The 21,785-nt window shown below is 62.9% G+C and carries 15 protein-coding genes; 7 read left to right on the plus strand and 8 right to left on the minus strand.

Annotated features, from left to right (window positions below; translation table 11 throughout):
• Positions 1–8: 8 nt before the first annotated feature.
• Positions 9–4,802 (minus strand): NAD-glutamate dehydrogenase, encoded by a 4,794-nt coding sequence (locus tag IB263_RS16930; RefSeq protein ID WP_192438736.1) that lies wholly within the window; start codon positions 4,800–4,802, stop codon positions 9–11.
• Positions 4,803–5,086: 284 nt separating this feature from the next.
• Here IB263_RS16930 and pdxY point away from each other — a divergent pair, with 284 nt between their 5' ends.
• Positions 5,087–5,968: a pyridoxal kinase PdxY gene (pdxY, locus tag IB263_RS16935; protein WP_192438737.1), complete on the plus strand. Its 882-nt coding sequence runs from the start codon at positions 5,087–5,089 to the stop codon at positions 5,966–5,968.
• Positions 5,969–6,097: 129 nt separating this feature from the next.
• Positions 6,098–6,751: a carbonic anhydrase gene (locus IB263_RS16940; RefSeq protein WP_034800167.1), complete on the plus strand. Its 654-nt coding sequence runs from the start codon at positions 6,098–6,100 to the stop codon at positions 6,749–6,751.
• Positions 6,752–6,830: 79 nt separating this feature from the next.
• Here IB263_RS16940 and IB263_RS16945 read toward each other — a convergent pair whose 3' ends face one another.
• Both IB263_RS16945 and IB263_RS16950 read right to left on the minus strand, forming a co-directional pair.
• The gene (locus tag IB263_RS16945; RefSeq protein WP_034800180.1) at positions 6,831–7,652 is read right to left on the minus strand and encodes a lytic transglycosylase domain-containing protein; all 822 of its coding nucleotides are present in this window, start codon (positions 7,650–7,652) and stop codon (positions 6,831–6,833) included.
• A gap of 193 nt (positions 7,653–7,845) precedes the next feature.
• Complete coding sequence (locus tag IB263_RS16950) at positions 7,846–8,880, minus strand: aspartate-semialdehyde dehydrogenase (protein WP_034800169.1); 1,035 nt, start codon at positions 8,878–8,880, stop codon at positions 7,846–7,848.
• 485 nt (positions 8,881–9,365) lie between these two features.
• Between IB263_RS16950 and IB263_RS16955 the strand changes: the two genes are divergently transcribed.
• Positions 9,366–11,255, plus strand: a complete 1,890-nt coding sequence (locus IB263_RS16955) for an MFS transporter (protein ID WP_034800173.1) — start codon at positions 9,366–9,368, stop codon at positions 11,253–11,255.
• Between the two features lie 101 nt (positions 11,256–11,356).
• Here the strand turns inward: IB263_RS16955 and IB263_RS16960 are convergent, their stop codons facing one another.
• Together IB263_RS16960 and leuB are read right to left on the minus strand one after the other, a co-directional pair.
• Positions 11,357–12,046: a phosphatase PAP2 family protein gene (locus IB263_RS16960; RefSeq protein WP_112977241.1), complete on the minus strand. Its 690-nt coding sequence runs from the start codon at positions 12,044–12,046 to the stop codon at positions 11,357–11,359.
• A 230-nt stretch (positions 12,047–12,276) separates the two neighbouring features.
• Positions 12,277–13,389, minus strand: a complete 1,113-nt coding sequence (gene leuB, locus IB263_RS16965; RefSeq protein WP_192438738.1) for a 3-isopropylmalate dehydrogenase — start codon at positions 13,387–13,389, stop codon at positions 12,277–12,279.
• Between the two features lie 197 nt (positions 13,390–13,586).
• Here leuB and IB263_RS34480 point away from each other — a divergent pair, with 197 nt between their 5' ends.
• The 3 genes from IB263_RS34480 (at position 13,587) to IB263_RS16975 (ending at position 16,577) form a co-directional block, all read left to right on the plus strand.
• The gene (locus IB263_RS34480; protein ID WP_256436061.1) at positions 13,587–13,718 is read left to right on the plus strand and encodes a hypothetical protein; all 132 of its coding nucleotides are present in this window, start codon (positions 13,587–13,589) and stop codon (positions 13,716–13,718) included.
• Between the two features lie 47 nt (positions 13,719–13,765).
• Positions 13,766–14,407, plus strand: coding sequence for a LysE family translocator (locus IB263_RS16970; protein WP_034803056.1), 642 nt, complete (start codon positions 13,766–13,768; stop codon positions 14,405–14,407).
• A gap of 106 nt (positions 14,408–14,513) precedes the next feature.
• On the plus strand, positions 14,514–16,577 hold the full coding sequence (locus tag IB263_RS16975; RefSeq protein WP_192438739.1) for a M3 family metallopeptidase: 2,064 nt from the start codon (positions 14,514–14,516) through the stop codon (positions 16,575–16,577).
• Between the two features lie 17 nt (positions 16,578–16,594).
• Here the strand turns inward: IB263_RS16975 and IB263_RS34100 are convergent, their stop codons facing one another.
• Together IB263_RS34100 and IB263_RS16980 are read right to left on the minus strand one after the other, a co-directional pair.
• Complete coding sequence (locus IB263_RS34100; protein ID WP_246811030.1) at positions 16,595–17,044, minus strand: hypothetical protein; 450 nt, start codon at positions 17,042–17,044, stop codon at positions 16,595–16,597.
• An 11-nt stretch (positions 17,045–17,055) separates the two neighbouring features.
• Positions 17,056–17,976, minus strand: a complete 921-nt coding sequence (locus IB263_RS16980) for a LysR family transcriptional regulator (protein ID WP_246811031.1) — start codon at positions 17,974–17,976, stop codon at positions 17,056–17,058.
• 153 nt (positions 17,977–18,129) lie between these two features.
• On the opposite strand from IB263_RS16980, the gene IB263_RS16985 reads away from it, so the two are divergent.
• On the plus strand, positions 18,130–20,289 hold the full coding sequence (locus IB263_RS16985; RefSeq protein WP_246811032.1) for a TonB-dependent receptor domain-containing protein: 2,160 nt from the start codon (positions 18,130–18,132) through the stop codon (positions 20,287–20,289).
• An 88-nt stretch (positions 20,290–20,377) separates the two neighbouring features.
• Here the strand turns inward: IB263_RS16985 and IB263_RS16990 are convergent, their stop codons facing one another.
• Positions 20,378–21,550 carry a dihydrodipicolinate synthase family protein gene (locus tag IB263_RS16990; RefSeq protein WP_192438740.1) on the minus strand — a complete coding sequence of 391 codons (1,173 nt, stop codon included), beginning with the start codon at positions 21,548–21,550 and terminating at the stop codon, positions 20,378–20,380.
• Positions 21,551–21,785: the final 235 nt, after the last annotated feature.

Below are 21,785 nucleotides of genomic sequence, written 5' to 3' on the forward strand. Positions count from 1 at the left end.
TGGTACCGTTACTTGGCCCTTCCGCGTGCCAGGTCGTTGAGGAGACCTGCAGCGACGGTGATCTTGGCAAGCGTCGTTTCACCCTTCTCGGTCAGAAGGCGCAGCTGGCCAGTCGCCTGGGCGACACGGACGCGCTCGCTTTCTTCCCAGGCCGCAACCGGGTTGCGCTCCTTCTTCTGCTCGCGCAGGGCTGCCGCGGTGATATCCCGGCGTGCCGCCGCGATATCGGATACGGCGCGTGACAGAGCCATGGCCTCGAACTGCTCGGTTGCCGGAACGCGATCGGATGCCGCCAGCAGACGGTTGATGCGAAGCGTGTCGGTGACGGCGAAATAACCTTGCGCCGTGCGGCTCAGCGTCTCGCCGGTTTCTGCGGCAATCTGCATGATCTCGGGCACCAGCGTCATCAGCGCCAGTTCCGAGATTTCCTCGGCGAGCTTGGCGGGAACGCCACCCTCGACGAAGGCTGCCGTCTTCAACCGGGCTTCTTCGGCGCTCTCGCCGGACACTGCAGTGCGCATGGTCGCACGCAGCTTCTGCAGGCCGTCGCCGAGGCGCGATACGGCCTCGGAGACCGAGCCGGTCGCCGCATGGGTGCGCAGCGCCCGCTCGGTGACGAGCGTGAAGATGCGGCCGACTTCCTGGTAGAGGATGTTCTGCAGGCCGCCGCCGATCTTGTTGTCGAGCGCGTCGATCTCGTCATAGATCCGCGGTAGGTCGAAGCCGTCGAGCGCCAGCACCGCCGCCTTGACGACGTCGGCCGAGAGGAAGCCGGTGGCGTCCGTCAGGGTCGAGACAAAGGCCGGACCACCGCGGTTGATGACCTCGTTGGCGAGGATCGTCGCGATGATTTCGCGGCGCAGGCGGTGACCGTGGATATCGCCGGCATAGGCCTTGCGCATCTTGCCCGGGAAGTAACGCTCGAGCGTCGCCGTGAAGTACGGATCGTCGGGCAGCTCGCTCGCAATCAGCTCATCGAAGAGAACGAGCTTGGAGTAGGAGAGCAGCACGCCGATTTCCGGGCGGGTCAATGGCTTGCCCGCCTGGTAACGCTCGGTCATGGCCTGGTCGGTCGGCAGCGTCTCGACCTTGCGGTTGAGATGGCCGTCGGCCTCCAGCCGGGTCATGAGCCGGCCGAGCGTCGTGCGGTTGCCGAGCCCTTGCATGGCGGTCAGAGAGATCGCCAGCGACTGCTCGTAGTTGTTGCGCAGCACCAGGTGGCCCACTTCCTCGGTCATCGAGGCGAGCAGCGTGTTGCGCTTCGGACGGGTCAGGCGACCATCGCGCATGGCGGAAGCCAGCGCGATCTTGATGTTGACCTCGACGTCGGACGAGTTGACGCCCGCCGAGTTGTCGATGGCATCCGAGTTGCAGCGGCCGCCATTGAGGCCGAAGCCGATGCGGCCCTTCTGGGTGACGCCGAGGTTGGCGCCCTCGCCGATGACACGGGCGCGGACCTCTTCGGCTGCCACGCGAATGGCGTCGTTGGCGCGATCGCCAACTTCGGCGTCCGTTTCGTTGCTGCCGCGCACATAGGTGCCGATACCGCCGAACCAGAGCAGGTCGACCTGGCTCTTCAGGATCGCGTTCATGATCTCGAAGGGCGTTGCCTTCTGCTTGTCGAGGCCGATGGCAGCCATCGCCTCAGGCGTCAGCGTCACCGACTTCTCGGCACGCGAGATGATCATCGCGCCGTCGGAAAGCGTCTTGCGGTCATAGTCCTGCCAGCTCGAGCGAGGCAGCGCGAACATGCGCTTGCGCTCGGCAAAGGACCCATCGATATCCGGATTCGGATCGATGAAGATATCGCGATGATCGAAGGCTGCGATGAGGCGGATCTTCTCGGACAGAAGCATGCCGTTGCCGAAGACGTCGCCCGACATGTCGCCAACGCCAGCAACGGTGAAGGGCGTCGTCTGGATGTCGGTGTCCATCTCACGGAAGTGCCGCTTGACGGTCTCCCAGGCGCCGCGGGCGGTGATGCCCATCTTCTTGTGGTCGTAGCCGGCGGAACCGCCCGATGCGAAGGCGTCGTCGAGCCAGAAGCCCGCTTCCTGTGCGAGGCCGTTGGCCGTGTCGGAGAAGGTCGCGGTGCCCTTGTCGGCAGCAACGACGAAGTAAGGGTCGTCGCCGTCATGGCGCTGCGTGTCGGCCGGCGGTACGACATCCTGGCCGACGATGTTGTCGGTGACCGACAGCAGGGTGCGGATGAAGGTCTTGTAGGCTTCGGTGCCGGCCTTGAAGATTTCGTCGCGGGTGCCGCCCACCGGAAGCAGCTTCGGATAGAAGCCGCCCTTGGCGCCGACGGGCACGATAACGGCGTTCTTGACCTGCTGCGCCTTCACCAGACCGAGCACTTCCGTGCGGTAGTCCTGGGCGCGGTCCGACCAGCGCAGACCGCCGCGGGCGACCTTGCCGAAGCGCAGGTGCACGCCCTCGACCTCGGTGCCGTAGACGAAGATTTCGCGGAACGGATGCGGTTCCGGCAGACCGTCGAGCTGCTTCGGGTCCAGCTTGAAGGCGAGCACCGCGCGCGGCTTGCCGTCGGCGTCATGCTGGAAGTAGTTGGTCCGGAGCGTCGCTTCGATCGCGTTGACGTAGCGTCGCAGAATCCGGTCCTCGTCGAGGCTCGGAACGGCCGAGAGCGCGTCCTCGATCGCCGACAGCAGCGCGTTGCACTTCTTGGCGCGCGGCTTTTCCTCGAGCTTCGGATCCATGCGGGTCACGAACAGCTTGAAGATATCGGCGGCAATCGCCGGATACTTGTTCAGCGTGTCGGCGATATAGCCCTGAGAGTAGGTGATGCCGGCCTGTCGCAGATAGCGGGCATAGGCGCGCAGCACCGTCACTTCGCGGGCGTTGAGGCCCGCAAGCAGGATCAGCCGGTTGAAGTTGTCGTCCTCGATCGCGCCGTTCCAGGCGGCCAGGAACGCCTCTTCCAGCGCCGGGCCGGATTTTTCGAGGTTCAGCGCAAGGCCATCACGATGGATCAGCTCCATGTCGTGCAGCACGACCTTGCGCTTCTCTTCGCCATGGGCATTGACGCCGATGTCGTAGGTCTGTTCGCTGATGACCCGGAAGCCGAGGTTTTCAAGCAAAGGTACGCGGCGCGACAGCGACACTGGTTCGCTGGCGTGGAAGATCTTGAGCTCGGCGGTGTCCGGCCGCGAGACGGCGCGGGGATAGTGGTAGAACTCGATGCGGATCGGATCCGGGCCCTTGCAGGCGGCGATGTCGGCCAGATCGGCATAGGCTTCAGCCGGCGTGAAGAACGACTGGTAGGCATTGTCGACATCGAGCTCGATGCCGTCCTTGCGGGCAAGCAGGTCGAACCGGTCGATCCAGCGGGTGACGATGCCGCGAACGGCTTCTTCGAGCTTGGCCTGCGGAATGCGCGGCGTCTTGCCGGCGGAGCGGCCGATGATGAAGTGGACGCGGGCAAGGCCCCCTTCCGGGAAGGCCGGGTAGTAGGCGGAGACGCGACCGTCATAGACCGTCTTCAGGTAGTCGCCGATCTTTTCGCGCACATCCGAATCGTACTGTTCGCGCGGCACGAAGACGATGACCGAGACGAAGCGGTCGAAATGGTCGATGCGTGGCAGCACGCGGATGCGCGGCCGGTCGCCGAGTTCGTTGATCTGTTCGCAGAAAGCGGCGAGCAGGCCGACATCGATCTGGAAGAGATCGTCGCGCGGATAGGATTCGAGCGTGTTGTCGAGCATCTTGCCGGAATGGCTCTGCGGATCGTAGCCGAAGTGATCGACGATCTTTTCGATCTTGTGGCGCAGCAGCGGGATCTCGGCCGCCTGGCGGGTATAGGCCGAGGAGGTGAAGAGGCCAACGATGCGCAGTTCTCCGGCGACATTGCCGTCGGCGTCGAAGCGCTTGACACCGATATAATCCATATAGGCGCGGCGATGGACGACCGACTTGACGTTGGCCTTGGTGACGATCAGGAAATCCGGGCTTTCGAGGAAGGCGAGAATTTCAGGCGTAGTCAGCACCGCGTCCTTGCCCTGGCGCAGCACGCGCACATCGGGATTGGAGAGCATGCCGAGGCCCCTGCCCTTGCCGCGCTCGACCATCGCCTTTCCGCCCTTACCGGAATAGGTGTATTCGCGCATGCCGAGGAAGGTGAAGTTGTTGTCACGCAACCAGCGGAGGAAGGCAAGCGCCTCGTCGCGGTCGCTCTTCTTGCGCGAGGCGTTATAGGCCTCCAGTTCCTGCATCGCATGATCGAGCAGCGCGGTCATCGCTGGCCAGTCGTGCACAGCCTGGTGCACCTGCTCCAGCACGTCGCGAATGCGGTTGCTGAGCTGTTCGGCCTCGACCGGCGCGAGCTTTGTCAGATGGATCTGGATGTGGCTGACGCGGTGCGACGGATCGCTTTCCTCTTCGGGATCGAAGAGCTTTGCCGGCTTGCCCGGCTCCTTGACCAGGATGGGGTGGATCGCGAGGTGAATGTCACGGTGGGTGCTGGTGATTTCCCCCATGACCGAATCATAGAGGAACGGCATGTTGCGTTCGGTGACCGCGATGATCGACACCTCGGTGCCGCCAGGTGCTACACCGGCGACGGTTTCGACGGAAACCTGCGGCTTGCCGCCGTCCCAGCGGGCGAGTTCCTGATAGGCATGGGCGGCCGTCAGCGCCAGCATGTCCGCCGAATAGAGATCGAGGTCATCGTTGCTGGCCCCACCGAAGAGGATCTCCGGCGCCAGCGCCTCGACGCCCAGTTTGATGGCGGCCGCCTTCGCTGCGTCGATGTGTCTGTCCCGCTTCGGATTGTATTTCACGCCCATGAAGTCTCTCCCATTCATGATAGGCCAAACCCTATCAGAACCATGGCTAATGGCGACCGCTTTTTACGCTGATTTCGGCAAAATCGAGCCCAAAATCGGAGAATTTCACGTGAAAACAGCTTAAATCCATTTAAATCGAAGGTAATTTCGCGAAAATTGCTCGAAAATCGAAGAAAAAGCACGAAAACGCCAGAGGCTTCTCCGGAACCTATCTGCCATCGGCTGTTGACAGGGGGGTGACAGTCGGGTGAACAGAGTTTCGAGATCTAGGATTGGACTGGTCGATGCCCGAAATGCCTTCCCTGCCCGGCGCCGTCATCGTCATCTCGAGCCATGTCGTGCGCGGCAAGGTGGGCAACAGGGCCGTGGTCTTCGCGCTTGAAACTCTGGGGCATCCAGTCTGGGCCCTGCCGACCGTCATCCTCCCCTGGCATCCGGGCCACGGCCGCTCGACGCGGGTCACCATTTCCGATCAGGATTTCGGGTCGGTGATCGATGACCTCATTGCAGCACCCTGGGCCGGAGAGGTGCGTGCCGTGCTTTCGGGCTACCTCGGCTCGGCCGGACAGGCCGAAAGCGTGGCCCGGCTGGTGACGGCGCTGAAGGAGCGCAATCCCAAACTGATCTACGCCTGCGACCCCGTGATCGGCGATGCTGGCGGTCTCTATGTGCCGGAAGTCACGGCGGTTGCCATTCGCGACCAACTGCTGCCGCTTGCAAATCTCGCGACCCCGAACCGTTACGAGCTTGCCTGGCTTGCCGGGGCGACGTTGGAGACGAACACGGCGATCCTTGACGCAGCGCTCGGCCTCGGTCCGGCCCGCGTTTTGGTGACGTCTGCCGTGCCGATGATGAGCGGCGGGACCGGCAATCTCTTTCTCTCGGGCAACCACGCCCTGCTTGCCGAACATCGTTTGGTCGAAAACCCGCCGAATGGTACGGGCGACCTGTTGGCGGCGGTGTTTCTCGCCCGAATCCTTGAAGGACTTTCAGAGGAACGCGCCTTGCAGATGGCGACTGCGAGCGTATTTGAGATCATCGCGCGGAGCGTCAAGCGCGGCGCGGATGAACTGACCATCGAGCAGGACGCGTCGAGCCTATCGACGCCAATGGCGATGGTGCAGATGCGCCGACTGGTTCATCCGAATCAGATGCGGCGCAAGTGAAGAAGCTGTTCACGGACCGCCACCCCTATGGCATCGTGGATTGAATTTTAGATCGCGATCATTTTCATGACGGAGGCGCAGGTGGGCGAAAGCCGGCCATGCCGCCTTGAAGCACGAGCGGAGCAATCGATGGACAAGCAGCAGCAGCGTTTTCCGGACTATCTTCTGAACGGCTACCACAACTTCATGAACGGTCGCTTCAGCGAGCAGCAGAAACGCTACAAGGCGCTGGCGGAAACCGGTCAAAAGCCGAAGACAATGGTGATTGCCTGTTGCGACTCGCGTGCTGCGCCGGAAACGATCTTCGACAGCGGCCCGGGCGAACTCTTCGTCGTGCGCAACGTCGCCAATCTCATGCCGCCCTACGAGCCGGATGGTCACTACCACTCCACTTCGGCGGCCCTCGAGTTCGCCGTGCAGTCGCTGCGCGTCAGCGACATCGTCGTCATGGGCCATGGCCGCTGTGGTGGTATCAAAGCGGCACTCGATCCCGATGCGGAGCCTCTGTCACCGGGCGATTTCATCGGTCGCTGGATGCATCTGCTGAGGCCCGCGGCTGAGCAGATCCAGAGCAACGACGTGATGACGCAGGCGGAGCGCCAGCGTGCGCTCGAGCGAGTTTCGATCCGCAACTCGCTTGCCAATCTGCGCACTTTCCCGTGCGTCCAGATCCTCGAGGCCAAGGGCAAGCTCCACCTGCACGGCGCCTGGTTCGACATCTCGACCGGCGAACTCTGGGTGATGGACCCGGTGACGGGCGATTTTTCCCGCCCGGGAATGTAAGCGGTCAGCAAAAAAAGGCCCGGCTCTTTCGAACCGGGCCCTTTGTCTGGTTGGTTATGCGTTCCGAAGGACGAAAATCCTAGAGACCGTCGATCTCGGCGCCGATGATGGCGATCGCCTGCTGGTAGACGCTTGCGGCGTTCCAGCCCTGGATCGCAGCGAAGTTCGCCTGGCCCTGCTGATAGCCGGCGCCCGGCTGCCAGCCATGGCCGCGCAGGAAATTGGCGGTGGATGCCAGCGCGTCGGCCTTGGAGCGCACCATGTCGACATGGCCGTTGCCATCGCCATCGACGCCGTATTTCAGGACGTTGGCGGGCAGGAACTGGGTCTGGCCGATCTCGCCGTGGGCGGCGCCACGCGCATCCGGGCTCAGATCGCCGCGCTGCACGAGCTGCAGGGCCGCATAGAGCTGGTTGGTGAAGTAGTCCGAGCGACGGCAGTCATAGGCCAGCGTCGAAACGGCCGAGAGCGTGTGCTCCTTGCCCATGAAACCGCCGAAGCCGGTTTCCATGCCCCAGATGGCAATCAGCGGGCCAGCCGGCACGCCGTAGCGCCGCTCGATGCTGGTAAAGAGTGCGGCGTTCTGCTGCTTCATCTTCTTGCCGCGGGAAATGATCACTTGGCCGCCGCGCTTCTGCATGAACTGCTCGAGCGACAGCTTGAAGCTCTTCTGGCCGCGGTCGGCGCGGATCGTCGCCTTGTTGTAGGAGACGCCGGAGAGTGCACGGTCGAGCACCTGCGGGCTGATGCCGTTGCCGGAGGCCTGCTGCTTGAAGTTCTGCACCCAGGCCTCAAAGCCGCTTCCATCATTGCCGCATTGGGCGGCCGATGCCACCGCCGGAAAAACTGCAGTCGAAATCAGGGCGGCAAGCCCCACTGCTGCGCACTTCGCCCTGTGCATGAAATACCCCGTCATAGCCCGAATCTCGTTGCTCTTAAAAATGCCAGCCTTCGCCGGCCGTGTCACCTACCGCAAGCGGCAGGTAACTTTATCGTGGTTTCACGTGAATCCGGGAAGGATCGGCCCCTCGTGAAACAGGAAACCCGCCAGGCTCGAAAGAGCCTGGCGGGAGTGAGTGGTTCTAATGCCGTTTTCAGGCAGCCTGCTTGCGCGGCTTGATGAGGCCACGATTGACCAGCAGCTCGGCAATCTGGATCGCGTTCAGAGCGGCACCCTTGCGCAGGTTGTCGGAAACGACCCACAGGTTGAGGCCGTTCTCGACGGTTGCGTCTTCGCGGATGCGCGAGATGTAGGTCGCATCTTCGCCGGCGCACTCGTAAGGCGTGACGTAGCCGCCGTTCTCGTGCTTGTCGACGACGAGGCAACCCGGCGCTTCGCGCAGGATGTCGCGCGCTTCGTCAGCGGTGATCTCGTTTTCGAACTCGATGTTCACCGATTCGGAATGGCCGATGAAGACGGGAACGCGCACGGCGGTGCAGGTCACCTTGATCTTCGGGTCGAGCATCTTCTTGGTCTCGGCGAGAACCTTCCACTCTTCCTTCGTGTAGCCGTCTTCCATGAACACGTCGATGTGCGGAATGACGTTGAAGGCGATGCGCTTGGTGAACTTCTTCGATTCGATCGGATCGGCAACGAAGACGGCGCGGGTCTGGTTGAAGAGTTCGTCCATGCCGTCCTTGCCGGCGCCGGAAACCGACTGGTAGGTCGAGACGACGACGCGCTTGATCTTGGCGTGGTCGTGCAGCGGCTTCAGCGCGACGACGAGCTGGGCGGTCGAGCAATTCGGGTTGGCGATGATGTTCTTCTTGGTGAACTGCGCGATTGCGTCCGGGTTCACTTCCGGAACGATCAGCGGCACTTCGGCGTCGTAGCGCCAGGCCGAGGAGTTGTCGATGACGACGCAGCCCTGCTGGCCGATCTTCGGCGAATACTTCAGCGATACGGCGCCGCCAGCCGACATCAGGCAGATATCGGTGTCGGAGAAGTCGTAGTTTTCGAGGTTCTTGACCTTGAGGGTCTTGTCGCCGAAGGAAACTTCGGTGCCCTGGGAGCGGGCGGAAGCGAGGGCGACCACTTCATCCGCGGGAAAGCCGCGTTCGGAAAGGATGTTCAGCATCTCCCGGCCGACATTGCCGGTGGCGCCTGCGACTGCAATCTTGAAACCCATGATCTAAGCTCTCTTTTCTGTCTCTCCTCGTCGGGTGAGGGGGAAACCGCGCGACCTGCCGCGAGGGTTCCTGTCCCCGGCCAAACCGGGGAGAGAGCGGAGGGCCAGAGACGTCAGACGGTTTTCGTCGTCGTTTTGGCCGTTGTTTTGCAAGCGAACGAAAAATCGACATCCTGCCCCGCGGCAAGAGCCGGCAGGATCAAAGCAGCGATGGCTGGACCAATCGGTCGCATGGTGGTGATTTCCTCGTTCGTCGCTGCTCTTACGCGGTTTTGGGGAAGAGTCAAGACATTGCCGCGCGCCGGCACGCCCCCGCCCTGCCCGCGATCGATCGCCGCATTAGACGAAAGTCATAAGCCGAAAGCATCTCTGCCTGTGATGACACTTTTCTGACATCCTCATTTCAGGCGCACCACGTCCGGACGTTCGAGGGAGGAATGCTGGACCAGCCAATGGGCGCTCCTTTGGAGTGGAGGATTATCAAAATGGCAAATGTCGCGACAGCGGACGACGCAAAAACGCGTCCGATGACCGGCGAGGAGAAGAAGGTCATCTTCGCCTCGTCGCTCGGTACCGTCTTCGAATGGTACGATTTCTATCTTTACGGTTCGCTCGCCGTCTACATCGGCGCGACCTTCTTCAGTTCCTACCCGGAAACGACGCGTAACATCTTCGCGCTTCTGGCCTTTGCCGCGGGCTTCCTGGTTCGCCCGTTCGGCGCGCTCGTCTTCGGTCGCCTGGGTGACCTCGTTGGCCGCAAATACACCTTCCTCGTGACGATCCTGATCATGGGTCTGTCGACCTTCCTGGTCGGCATCCTGCCCGGCGCTGCCTCGATCGGCATTGCCGCGCCGATCCTGCTCATCGTGCTGCGCATGCTGCAGGGCCTGGCGCTCGGCGGCGAATATGGCGGTGCGGCAACCTACGTGGCCGAACACGCGCCGCATGGGCGTCGCGGCTACTTCACGTCCTGGATCCAGACCACGGCGACGCTCGGTCTGTTCCTGTCGTTGGTGGTGATCCTGCTCGTGCAGTTCGCGCTCGGCAAGGAAGCCTTCGCCGCCTGGGGCTGGCGCATTCCGTTCCTGCTGTCCTGCGTGCTTCTCGGCATTTCCGTCTGGATCCGCCTGAAGATGAACGAATCGCCGGCCTTCAAGAAAATGAAGGAAGAGGGCAAGGGCTCCAAGGCGCCGCTTCGGGAAGCCTTCGGCCAGTGGAAGAACGCCAAGATCGCACTTCTGGCGCTGTTCGGTGCCGTCGTCGGTCAAGCCGTGGTCTGGTACTCCGGTCAGTTCTACGCGCTGTTCTTCCTGACCGGCGTGCTGAAAGTAGACGGTCAGTCGGCCAACATCATGGTCGCCGCCTCGCTTTTGATTGGCACGGGCTTCTTCGTGCTCTTCGGCTGGCTCTCCGACAAGATCGGCCGCAAGCCGATCATCATGGCCGGTCTGCTGCTTGCGATGCTCACCTACTTCCCGCTGTTCAAGGCGTTGACCTGGGCCGGTAACCCTGCACTCGCTGAAGCCCAGGCAACCGTTCGCGCAACGGTGACCGCGGCTCCCGGCGACTGCAAATTCCAGTTCAACCCGACGGGCACGGCGAAGTTCACCACCTCGTGCGACATCGCAACTGCGTTCCTCACCAAGAACTCCGTTCCCTACGACGTCGTCACGACGGCCGCGGCGGGCACGGCGGCGACGGTCAAGGTCGGCGACACCACGATCAACAGCTACGACGCAGTCGCTGCTGGCGATGGTGCCAAGGCCGCCAACGCCGCCTTCGAAAAGCAGACCAACATGGCGCTCCACAATGCCGGCTACCCGCTGGTTCGTGGCGCGGCAAAGGTTCCGGACGCCAAGCTTGACGGTTTTGTCACCGCCAACCCGGAACTGTCGCTTGACGCAGCCGCTGTCCGCGGCGGCGAAAAGACCATGGTTCCGGCCGAAAAGCTCATCGCCGACAAGCTGCTGACCAAGGATGAAGTGGGCGCTGCCACCGAAATGGCTGTCTACACGATCGCCGGCGGCGGCACCTACGCGATGGTCGCGGATCCTGCCAACGTCAACTGGACGACAATCATCGCGGTGCTCACCGTGCTCGTCATCTACGTGACGATGGTCTACGGCCCGATCGCAGCCCTGCTGGTCGAACTCTTCCCGACCCGCATCCGCTACACCGGCATGTCGCTGCCCTACCACATCGGCAACGGCTGGTTCGGCGGGTTGCTTCCGGCAACGGCCTTCGCGATGAGTGCTGCCCAGGGCGATATCTACTACGGCCTCTGGTACCCGATCGTCTTTGCAGGGATTACGCTGGTCATCGGCCTCCTGTTCCTGCCGGAAACGAAGGATCGCGACATCCACGCGATGGATTAAGCCTGGCGCTCCCGGAGAGAACAAATCCCGGGAGCACCTCAAATCTTCCCCGAGCTATTATGGCTCTCCTGACTCCGGCGCGGTCTTCTGCGCCGGCTTTTTTATTGGGTCGGCTCGCTGCGTCCGGCAAGCGGCCAACCGCCCGGGCCGAGGCGAAACAGGCGACCGTATTTGGCGAAGACAAACGCCATCATCACCGATGTCCAAAGGCCGAGCAGCAGCCCGGCGGCGACGTCGCTCGGATAGTGTGCGCCAACGATGACGCGGGAAACACCGATTATCAGCGCCAGGACCAGAAAGAGTGGCCTCAGGCTCGGCAGCAGCATGGCGAAGACGCCGAAAAACGCACCGGCCGCAGTCGAGTGCCCCGACGGAAAGCTCTCATAGAGATCACTGGCGGCGAACGGCGTCAGGCTGTAGGCGCCGAGCTCGGCAAAGAGTTCCGGTCGTGCCCGGCCGATCAGGAGCTTCAGCGTATGCACCAACGCGCTGGCGGTGCCGATCGTCAAAAGGAAATAGGCGGCGAGGTCGCGGGCAGTGCGCGCCTTGTTTTGAAGCGGCCCCTGGCTTGCCGCCCGGCGCAGCACGAAGGCTCCCGCAAGCAGGATACCGGAAAGATAGATCATCCAGCCAAAGGTACCGAAATCGGTGATCCTTTCATTGAAGGTGACGATGTTGTCCGGCAGGCCTTGCGCGCGCTGTGACAGGAACGGATCGAGCGGGATGAGCGCGAACACGAGGATGGCTGTTGTCAGCACGATCCATCCGGTGGCCGCAAGTGGTCGGTTCATGGTTCTCCCATCCTGCCACCCAGATCGCGCGGCAATTGTCTGTTCCTGTCGGGGCACGATGCAGGGCACTTCCCGCGCCAGACGGCCCCGGTCCGTCTTTTCCCGATGTGTCGGTTCTTTTGGCAAATTCAAGGCCGTGAAACGCAAAACACCTCCGGATGCGCTCCGGAGGTGTTGGTTTTCGTAGGCCTGTTGGCGTCGGCGTGACGCCGTTCGGGATCGGTTGTCGCTTACGCCGACAGCGCCTTGAACTCGGCAAGGATGGCGTCGCCCATCTCGGTGGTGCCGACCTTCTTCGCCCCTTCGGCCATGATGTCGCCGGTGCGGATGCCCTTGTCGAGCACGGTGGCGATCGCCTTCTCCAGATTGTCGGCTTCCTTCACCAGGTTGAAGGAGTAGCGCAGGCACATGGCGAAGGAGGCGATCATCGCGATCGGGTTGGCGATGCCCTGGCCGGCAATGTCGGGTGCCGAGCCGTGCACCGGCTCATAGAGCGCCTTGCGCTTGCCGGTGACGCCATCCGGTGCGCCGAGCGAGGCCGAGGGCAGCATGCCGAGCGAGCCGGTGAGCATGGCGGCCACGTCCGACAGCATGTCGCCGAACAGGTTGTCGGTGACGATGACGTCGAACTGCTTCGGCTGGCGCACCAGCTGCATGCCGCCGGCGTCCGCCAGCATGTGCTCGAGCTGGACGTCGGAATACTTCGCCTTGTGCGTCTCGGTCACCACCTGGTTCCACAACACGCCCGACTTCATGACGTTGCGCTTTTCCATCGAGCAGACGCGGTTGTTGCGGGTGCGGGCCAGCTCGAAGGCGACGCCGGCGATGCGCTCGATCTCGTAGGTGTCGTAGACCTGGGTGTCGATGCCACGCTTCTGGCCGTTGCCGAGATCGACGATCTCCTTCGGTTCGCCGAAATAGACGCCACCGGTCAGCTCGCGCACGATCAGGATGTCGAGGCCTTCGACCAGTTCGGGCTTGAGCGACGAGGCGGCGGAAAGCGCCGGATAGCAGATCGCCGGGCGCAGGTTGGCGAAGAGCTCGAGATCCTTGCGCAGGCGCAGCAGACCGGCTTCCGGGCGAACCTCGTAGGGCACCGCATCCCACTTCGGACCGCCGACGGCGCCGAACAGCACCGCATCGGCGGCAAGCGCCTTTGCCATGTCCTCTTCCGAGATCGCCTGACCGTGGGCGTCATAGGCCGAACCGCCAACCAGGCCCTCGTCCGTCACGAAGCCGGCACCAAGCTCGGCATTCATGTAGGCGATGATTTTGCGGACTTCCGCCATGGCTTCCGGGCCGATGCCGTCGCCGGGCAGAAGGAAGAGGTTGCGCACAGTCATGGATAGTCCTTCTCGCGGGGGGAAAACTCGGCCGCGTTCTAGCGCAACTTCGTATCGAGGGAAATCGGCGAAACGAAAGATTTGTGCGCGGCCGCGAGCGGAACGTTCCCTACGGAACAGCTGATCGGTCGAGGCACTGCGATCATCGCCCAGAAGCCGTGTACCTGCCTGGCCGTCGATCCCACGAGGAGAAAAACATGCGCAATTTTGTTCACGCCGTCGCCACCCATATCCGCGCCACGACCAAGAACCTGACCTTTACTGGCCGGCCTTCCGGCAAGCGCTCACCCGCGTCGTCTTATAGTTGGCTTAGCTTTCCTCTTGACTGAAACGGTGCCTCCGGATCGAATGCGGGTAACACAACTGGGAACCCGCCATGTCCGAGACGCTGCTGATTGGAGCCTTTCTCGCCGCCCTCTCCTACGTCCTTATTCCCGGACCGGCATTTCTGGCGCTGCTCGGCATCGGCGCCGGCCAGGGGCGCAAGGCAGGCGCCTTGTTCATGGGCGGACACCTTGCCGGTGACGTTCTCTGGTCGACCCTGGCGCTGGTCGCAATCGTCGGCGCGCGCTCCGTCGGCACGACGATTTTCGATATCCTCGGTCTCTTCTGCGGCGCCTATCTCGGCTGGATCGGCTGGACGGCATTGCGCGCACGCCCCGCCGGCGAGAACCGCGCGCTCGTGACAGTCGAGCGTCCTTTGAGACGCGGACTGATTTTTGGACTCACCAATCCCAAGGGCTATCCGGTAGCGCTCGCAACCTTCACGGCGCTGCTGGCCAGCTCGGCCAACGCGCTCGAGTTCGATGCGCTGCCGGCGCTGCTCGGCGTTTCGCTGATCGGATTTCTCGTGGCCGATCTGATCCTGATCGTCATCATCGGCACCTCCGTCGTGCGGCGTTTCTACCGACGCCACGAACTCGCGATCGTCCGGCTCTCCGGTCTCCTGTTCATCGGCTTTGCCGTTCAGGCGGTCTGGCACGCTGCCCCCGGGCTTCTCGGTTTGCGCAGGCCTTGACGGCAAGCCCCCTCACGACCACCTCCATTGCCTCCGCGTCCTGATGTCATAGATCAGCGACGCCCCTCCCCGGCCCCGCGTCGGACCGCATGCGAAAGGATTTCTGATGACCACCAGCACCCCGCTCAATCCCGCGCTCACCGCATGGACCGGCCACGAAGGCCTGCCGCGTTTCGACCTGGTGAAGGACGAGGATTTTGCTCCGGCGTTCGACGCGGCTTTCAGGGAACATGAGGCGGAGATCGACGCGATTGCCGAAAACCCGGCGACGCCGACCTTCGAAAACACGATCATTGCGCTGGAGATCGCCGGTGACGGACTGTCGCGCGTATCCTCGATCTTCTGGAACAAGGCCGGCGCCGACACCAACGAGACGATCCAGGCGCTGGAGCGCGATATCGCGCCGAAGATGTCCCGGCACTATTCGAAAATTGGCATGAATGCGGCGCTCTTCAAGCGCATCGACACGCTGTGGGAAGGGCGCGCAGGGCTTGGCCTCGATCTTGAAGCGACGCGCGTACTCGAGCGCCACTGGAAGGGTTTCGTCAAATCCGGCGCCAAGCTCGCAAAGCCCGAGCAGGAGCGGCTGGCAGCGATCAACGAGAAACTCGCCGGCCTCGGCGCCAGGTTCGGGCAGAACGTGCTCGCCGATGAGAAGAGCTGGGTTCTGTTCCTGGAGAGCGAGGAACAGCTCGCCGGCCTGCCGGACTTCCTGCGCGACGCCATGGCGGCGGTTGCCGAAGACCGCGGCCAGAAGGGCAAGTACGCCGTCACCCTGTCGCGCTCGATCATCGAACCGTTCCTGACCTTCTCCGACAATCGCGAGCTTCGCGAGCAGGCCTTCCGCGCCTGGATCGCGCGCGGTGAAAATGGCGGCGACACCGACAATCGCGGGCTGATCGCCGAGATGCTGGCGCTGCGGGCCGAAAAGGCGAAGCTGCTCGGCTATGATAACTTCGCGTCGCTGAAGCTCGACGATACCATGGCGAAGACGCCCACTGCCGTGAACGGCCTGCTGATGCAAGTCTGGGAAAAGGCGGTTGCCCGCGCCCGCGAGGAAGAGGCCGAGCTTGCCCGGCTTGTTGCCGACGAGGGCCGCAATCACGACGTCATGCCCTGGGACTGGCGCCATTACGCCGAGAAGCTCCGCGCCGAAAAGTTCAATTTCTCCGAAGGCGAACTCAAGCCTTACCTGCAGCTCGAAAAGATCATCGAGGCCTGCTTCGATGTCGCCAAGCGTCTGTTCGGCATTACCGCGACGGAGAAGAAGGGCATTGCCGCCTACCATCCCGACGTGCGCGTCTTCGAGATCAAGGATGCATCCGGCAAGCTGGTGGCATTGTTCCTTGGCGACTACTTCGCCCGGTCTTCGAAGCGCTCCGGTGCGTGGATGAGTTCGTTCCAGTCGCAGCACAAGCTCAAGCTGAAGAACGGCGCCGAAGGCGAGCTGCCGATCATCTACAACGTCTGCAATTTCGCCAAGCCCGCCGAGGGCAAGCCGGCGCTGCTGTCGCTCGATGATGCCCGAACGCTCTTCCACGAGTTCGGGCACGCATTGCATGGCATGCTATCCAACGTCACCTACCCTTCGGTGTCCGGCACGGGTGTGTCGCGTGACTTCGTCGAGCTGCCGTCGCAGCTTTACGAACATTGGCTGACGGTGCCGGAGATCCTGAAGCGTTATGCGGTGCACTACCAGACCGGCGAGCCGATGCCGCAGGCGCTGCTCGACAAGGTGCTGGCGGCGCGAACCTTCAACTCGGGCTTCGCAACAGTCGAGTTCACGTCGTCCGCACTGGTCGATATGGCCTATCATACGGCAGCGGTGACGGCGGAACCGATGGCGCTCGAAGCCAAGAAGCTCGATGAGATCGGCATGCCGAAATCCATTGTCATGCGCCATCGCAGCCCGCACTTCCTGCACGTCTTCTCGGGCGACGGCTACTCGGCCGGCTACTATTCCTACATGTGGTCGGAAGTGCTCGACGCCGATGCCTTCGCCGCCTTCGAGGAAACCGGCAACGCCTTCGATCCGGCCATGGCCGCCCGCCTCAAGGACAACATCTATTCGGTCGGCGGCTCGATCGATCCGGAGGATGCCTACAAGGCCTTTCGCGGCAAACTGCCGAGCCCGGATGCGATGCTCGCGAAAAAGGGCCTGGCTGCCTGAGCCATGCCAATTGCCGATCACGCCATCCGGCGTGATCGGTTGTTCCAAAGTCCCCGCACTGTCTCGCAAGCAGCCTCGAAGTCGTCGTGATTGCGCACACTGACAAGGGCGGCAGCCGCCGTCGTAATGATGGTGGTTTCCGCGCGCTCGTCGCGGGCAGCACCAGTCCAAACCGCCTGCCAGTATTCGCGGCTGCTCAAGCCGGTGCGCGGTTCGGCCAGCGGCGCGATTTTCGCGGGAATGATGACGTCGGAGGCTTCGCCGCCGACAAGGCGGAAAAGGGGCGTCTGGCGGTAGGGCGTGAACTCAGCGTGGTCGCGGGTGTTGCCGAGGATCGTCAACTCTCTCGTGCCGAGCAGCATGGCGATGTCGCGGCTGAGCGTGCGGCTCGAGGGATTGGCGACTCCGAGCAGGCTTGTCCGTCCGCCCATCGGATTGATGAGGTGAATGGCGGCGTTTAGCGGCATGCGCATCTCCATCAGCCGATAGAGCCCCAGCAAGCGATAGACCTGCGGCGCAAAGGCCGAGAGCGGCAGATAGGCGATGCCTGCCGACCGAAGCGCTGTCTTGGCGGCCGTGATCGACGTGCAGATCGGGATGCCGGCTGCGGAAGCGGCCACCTCCAGCTTGTGCCGATCCGTACCCTCCTCACCGTAGCTTCCATGCAGCACGACGCGATGCCGTTTCCCGGTTCAATTGCGCCGATATGGCGGCGCATGGCGCGCACGAAACCGGCCACCTCCACCGCCGTCGGTCCGCGATAATGCAGCACCGTCATCAGCGCACCGATCTGCACCGGGTCCGCTTCGCCGGCAAGGATGATCGCCAGCGCGTCCTCGGCCTCCTCTTCGCTCAAGGGGCGGCTGCGGCCGGCGCCCGTTCCGACAGTCGCGATGCAGCGAGCCAATCGTCGTTCAGGGGCGGCATCGTCCCCGATTTCGGCCAGCTTTGCGGCGAACTGTTCCGGTGCCGGCTCCCCCTCAAGCAGGCGGCTTGGCCGGACCGCCAGCGGTGGTGCGTCGGTCAGTGCCTGCCCTCCCCAGCCGGAGTGACCTGTCTGTGTGGGTGCGGACGCAGAGCCAGCGGAGCGTGCGTCAAGCAGGGCTTCGGTCTCTGCGGCAAGAGCGCGCACGCGTAGCCGCAGAGACTCGGCAAGCGGGGTCGGGCGCAGGCCATGACCTGTGCGCAGGAACAGCGGATCGGCATAGTCCTCACGCAATTGACCGAGCAAGCGGCTCATTGCCGAGGGCTGCAGACCGACGCTTGAAGCGGCACGGCTGACGCTGTTTTCGCGTAGCAGTGCGTCCAGCGCCAGGAGCAGGCGCAGCTTGCTCAGATCCGTCTGACGTTCGTTGGAGGCCGACGCGCCTCCTGTCACGCTCGCCGTTGCTTTCGCCATGGTTCCGTCCCGCCTTTCTGTCTCATCCGGCATATTCGTGGGCGCTGTTTTGCGTCGTTTCGTATTTGGAACGGTTCCAAAACAGCGTCGTTGACCGTCTCCCTCGCCAATAACTAAGTGGAGTTCACTACTCAAGATATATGCGGGGCGAAGATGATGAAGCGGATGGGGCCTGAGACCGAAACCGAGGGGCAGCGGCAAGGGGCCCGCTGGAACCGGTGCGGCTCGGCCGGATGGCCACGTCGTTTCGTCTGCGCCTGCCTCGCCGGCACGGCGCTGACGGTGCCGACGGAAGCCTTGGCACAGAAGGCCAAGGAAAAGGAGAAGGCGACCGAACTCGAGCAGATTGTGGTGACGGCGACCGGGTTCGAGCAAAACGTCAAGGATGCGCCGGCGAGCATCACGGTGATCTCGGGCGAAGACCTGCAAAAGCGGTCGTTCCGCGATCTCACCGATGCGCTTCGCGACGCGCAAGGGGTTGCGGTGACCGGTGTCGCCAACGAGCGCGACATCTTCATCCGCGGCCTGCCCGGCTCCTACACGCTGATTCTTGTCGACGGAAAGCGCCAGAGCACGCGTGACGCGCGCACCAATGGCAACTCCGGTTTCGAGCAGAGCTTCATTCCGCCGGCCGCCGCCATCGAGCGTATCGAGATCGTCCGTGGGCCGATGTCGTCGCTCTACGGTTCCGATGCCATGGGTGGGGTCATCAACATCATCACCCGCAAGGTCGCCGACAGCTGGACCGGCTCGTTTACCACCGACGGCACGATGCAGCAGCACAAGCAGTTCGGCAATTCGGGCCAAATGTCGTTCTATACCAGCGGGCCGATCCTGAAAGACACGCTCGGCGTACAGATCTGGGGCCGCGGCCTGAAGCGCAGTGAGGACAGGTTCCTTTCCGGCATCACCGGTTCGAAGGAACACGATCTGACTGCGCGGCTTTCCTATACGCCGAACGAGGATTATGACTTCTTCCTCGAAGGCGGGACCGCACGGCTTCGCCGCGATGCCAATGTCGGCAAGACGATCGAGCCTGGACCGCGCGCGGTCAGCACCTACAACGACAACGACCGCGATCACTGGTCGTTCTCCCATACGGGGCGCTGGGGACCGACGACGTCTGACTTCTCCATCCTGCAGGAATGGGCGGAGCGCCGGACCTACAACTACAGCCAGGCAGACGGTCGCTTCGTCAAGCAGCCGCGCGCGCCCGAGGTGCGCAACACCGTCATCGACGGCAAGTTCACCACCCCCATCGATCTCGGCGGCAGCCACACGCTGGTGACTGGCGGGCAATATTTCGAGGCGCGGCTTTCCGACCAGAACCCGGGTCGACGCACGGGCTTGAACGAGACCTTCTCGGCGACGCAATGGGCGCTGTTTGCCGAAGACGAATGGCGCATGGTCGATGACTTCGCGCTGACCACGGGCCTGCGTCTCGATCATCATGAGGAATATGGCTACCACTTGAGCCCGCGCATCTACGGCGTCTGGAACGCGACCGACATGCTGACGGTAAAGGGCGGCATTTCCACCGGCTTCCGTGCGCCCGATATCCGCAGCATCGCGCCGGGTTATGCCTATACGACCGGCGGTGGCGGTTGCTCCTATGGTCCGACCGGCACCTGCGGCGTGATCATCGCCGACCCGAACCTGAAGGCCGAATCGAGCACGAGCTATGAAATCGGCGCGGTTTGGGACAATGGCGACGTCATTCTCGGCGGTACCTATTTCTATACGGATTTCCGGAACAAGATCTCCAACTCGATGGTGCTGGATTCGGCCGGCAATCCGGTGCGCTGGAGCGAGGACCCGAACTACCGCCTCTGGTACAACTACAATATCGACGACGCGATCATTCAGGGCGTCGAGCTGACCGCGACCTGGAATGCGACGCCGGATCTGACACTTCGCGCGAGCTACACCTACACGCAGTCCGAACAGAAGACCGGCACCTTTGCCGGCTTCCCGCTGGCGCGAACGCCGGAACACATGGCCAATCTCAGGGCTGATTGGTACACGCCGGTCGAAGGGCTAGAAGCCTGGGCTTCCGTCAACTATCACGGCGAAGAGATCGCCGCCGGCCCGCGCATCGGCACCAACGGCAAGCCGGTGACGATCAACGGCCAGCAGGGCCGCAAGTACGACGCCTTTACGACGGTCGATATCGGCACGAAATATGATGTCGGCGAGGGCCTGACGCTGAACGCCGCGGTCTACAATCTCTTCGACAAGGAAGTCGAGCAGACCGATTTCAACACGGTTATGGAAGGCCGCCGCTTCTGGATGAGCCTAACGGCAACATTCTGATCATCCGGCCGGTCCCTGCCCGGCTCCCGATCGAAAACAGACGGCGCCCGGAAGGCGCCGTCTGTCATTTCTCAAGCGCCGCTCTTTCTCAGGCGCTTTGGTCCACGCCGAGGGTCGATAGCAGGCTTTTCATTCTCTGGAGCGCCAGTTCCGGCCGGTCGAGCACATTGGCGCGGTCGGCGAGGCGGAAGATATCGGCGTAGTGCAGCACCCCGCGGGCGGACTGCATGCCGGCGGGCATGGTGAAGTGGCGCTGGTGGCCGTTCAGCCAGGCGAGGAGAACGACTCCGGCCTTGTAATACTGTGTCGGCGCCTCGAAGATCTTGCGGGACAGGGGCACGGTCGGCTCGATCACGCCGCGGAAGGTGGCGAGATCGTCCTTCGCCAGCGCCGCGAGTGCCTTGGAGGCGGAGGGCGCCACCGCATCGAAGATGCCGAGCAGCGCGTGGCTGTACTTCGTGCCGTCGCCCTCGATCAGCTCGGCATAGTTGAAGTCGTCGCCGGTAAAGCAGAGCACGCCTTCGGGCAGGCGATTGCGCAGTGCCACTTCCTTGGCGTTGTCGAGCAGCGAAATCTTGATGCCTTCGACCTTGTCGCGGTTGGCTTCGATGATTGAGAGCACCGTATCGAGCGCCTGGTCGAAATTCTCCGAACCCCAATAGCCCCGAAGTTGCGGATCGAACATGTCGCCGAGCCAATGCAACACCACCTTGTGCCTGGTCTGGCCGAGGATGCGGCCATAGACGAGGCGATAGTCGTCGGCCGATCGCGCGACGCGGGCGAGCGCCCGGCTTGCCATCATGATCGCCCTGCCCCCCTCGCCTTCGACGAAGCCGACCTGTTCCTCATAGGCGGCAATCACATCGTCAAGCGAGCGTGCATCGGTGGGCGCAAGATGGTCGGTGCCGGCGCCACAGGCAAGATCGGCGCCCGCTACCTGCCGCGCATCGCTGAGCGATCGGCGGATCAGCTCCTGCGCGCCCGGCCAGGCAAGGCCCATGCCGCGTTGGGCGGTGTCCATCGCCTCGGCGATTTTGAAACCCAGGCTCCAGAGGTGATGGCGAAACGCCATCGTCGCGTCCCAGTCGATCGCCGGGTTGCCCCAGGGATCGAGATCCTTGAGCGGATCCGAGACCACATGGGCGGCCGCATAGGCGATGCGGTTGAAGGTCGGCGGCGTGTTGGGCCGTTCGATCGGCGTTCCGGTCAGGCGATACTGTTCAAGCGAGCCGTCTTGGCGCGGCAGCGTCAGGCTTGTCATTGGGGTTGGTCTCCTCCGCGGACGTTTGTCTTGGAATACTTTGGATCGTTCCAAATGGCAAGCGGCAATGTTTTTCAGGCGAGGCGATCCTCCTCCAGGCGATTGCGGATCTCCAATAATATCATTGAAATTCAATTAAATAATCCGTCAAACCGCAGATCGCGACGCTTCTCAAGGTGCCTTTTGTCTAGACCGAGCGCGGCTGGACGGGAAAAAAGTGATCAACCAACTCTTG

This window comes from Ensifer sp. ENS03 (assembly GCF_014852035.1).
Lineage (GTDB): Bacteria > Pseudomonadota > Alphaproteobacteria > Rhizobiales > Rhizobiaceae > Ensifer > Ensifer adhaerens.

What these genes read in the sequence shown, in the direction of transcription:
- IB263_RS16930 (WP_192438736.1), bottom strand. Translation starts at nt 4,802, where the DNA reads ATGGGCGTGAAATACAATCCGAAGCGGGACAGACACATCGACGCAGCG.
- pdxY (WP_192438737.1), top strand. Translation starts at nt 5,087, where the DNA reads ATGCCCGAAATGCCTTCCCTGCCCGGCGCCGTCATCGTCATCTCGAGC.
- IB263_RS16940 (WP_034800167.1), top strand. Translation starts at nt 6,098, where the DNA reads ATGGACAAGCAGCAGCAGCGTTTTCCGGACTATCTTCTGAACGGCTAC.
- IB263_RS16945 (WP_034800180.1), bottom strand. Translation starts at nt 7,652, where the DNA reads ATGCACAGGGCGAAGTGCGCAGCAGTGGGGCTTGCCGCCCTGATTTCG.
- IB263_RS16950 (WP_034800169.1), bottom strand. Translation starts at nt 8,880, where the DNA reads ATGGGTTTCAAGATTGCAGTCGCAGGCGCCACCGGCAATGTCGGCCGG.
- IB263_RS16955 (WP_034800173.1), top strand. Translation starts at nt 9,366, where the DNA reads ATGGCAAATGTCGCGACAGCGGACGACGCAAAAACGCGTCCGATGACC.
- IB263_RS16960 (WP_112977241.1), bottom strand. Translation starts at nt 12,046, where the DNA reads ATGAACCGACCACTTGCGGCCACCGGATGGATCGTGCTGACAACAGCC.
- leuB (WP_192438738.1), bottom strand. Translation starts at nt 13,389, where the DNA reads ATGACTGTGCGCAACCTCTTCCTTCTGCCCGGCGACGGCATCGGCCCG.
- IB263_RS34480 (WP_256436061.1), top strand. Translation starts at nt 13,587, where the DNA reads ATGCGCAATTTTGTTCACGCCGTCGCCACCCATATCCGCGCCACGACC.
- IB263_RS16970 (WP_034803056.1), top strand. Translation starts at nt 13,766, where the DNA reads ATGTCCGAGACGCTGCTGATTGGAGCCTTTCTCGCCGCCCTCTCCTAC.
- IB263_RS16975 (WP_192438739.1), top strand. Translation starts at nt 14,514, where the DNA reads ATGACCACCAGCACCCCGCTCAATCCCGCGCTCACCGCATGGACCGGC.
- IB263_RS34100 (WP_246811030.1), bottom strand. Translation starts at nt 17,044, where the DNA reads ATGCCGCTAAACGCCGCCATTCACCTCATCAATCCGATGGGCGGACGG.
- IB263_RS16980 (WP_246811031.1), bottom strand. Translation starts at nt 17,976, where the DNA reads ATGGCGAAAGCAACGGCGAGCGTGACAGGAGGCGCGTCGGCCTCCAAC.
- IB263_RS16985 (WP_246811032.1), top strand. Translation starts at nt 18,130, where the DNA reads ATGATGAAGCGGATGGGGCCTGAGACCGAAACCGAGGGGCAGCGGCAA.
- IB263_RS16990 (WP_192438740.1), bottom strand. Translation starts at nt 21,550, where the DNA reads ATGACAAGCCTGACGCTGCCGCGCCAAGACGGCTCGCTTGAACAGTAT.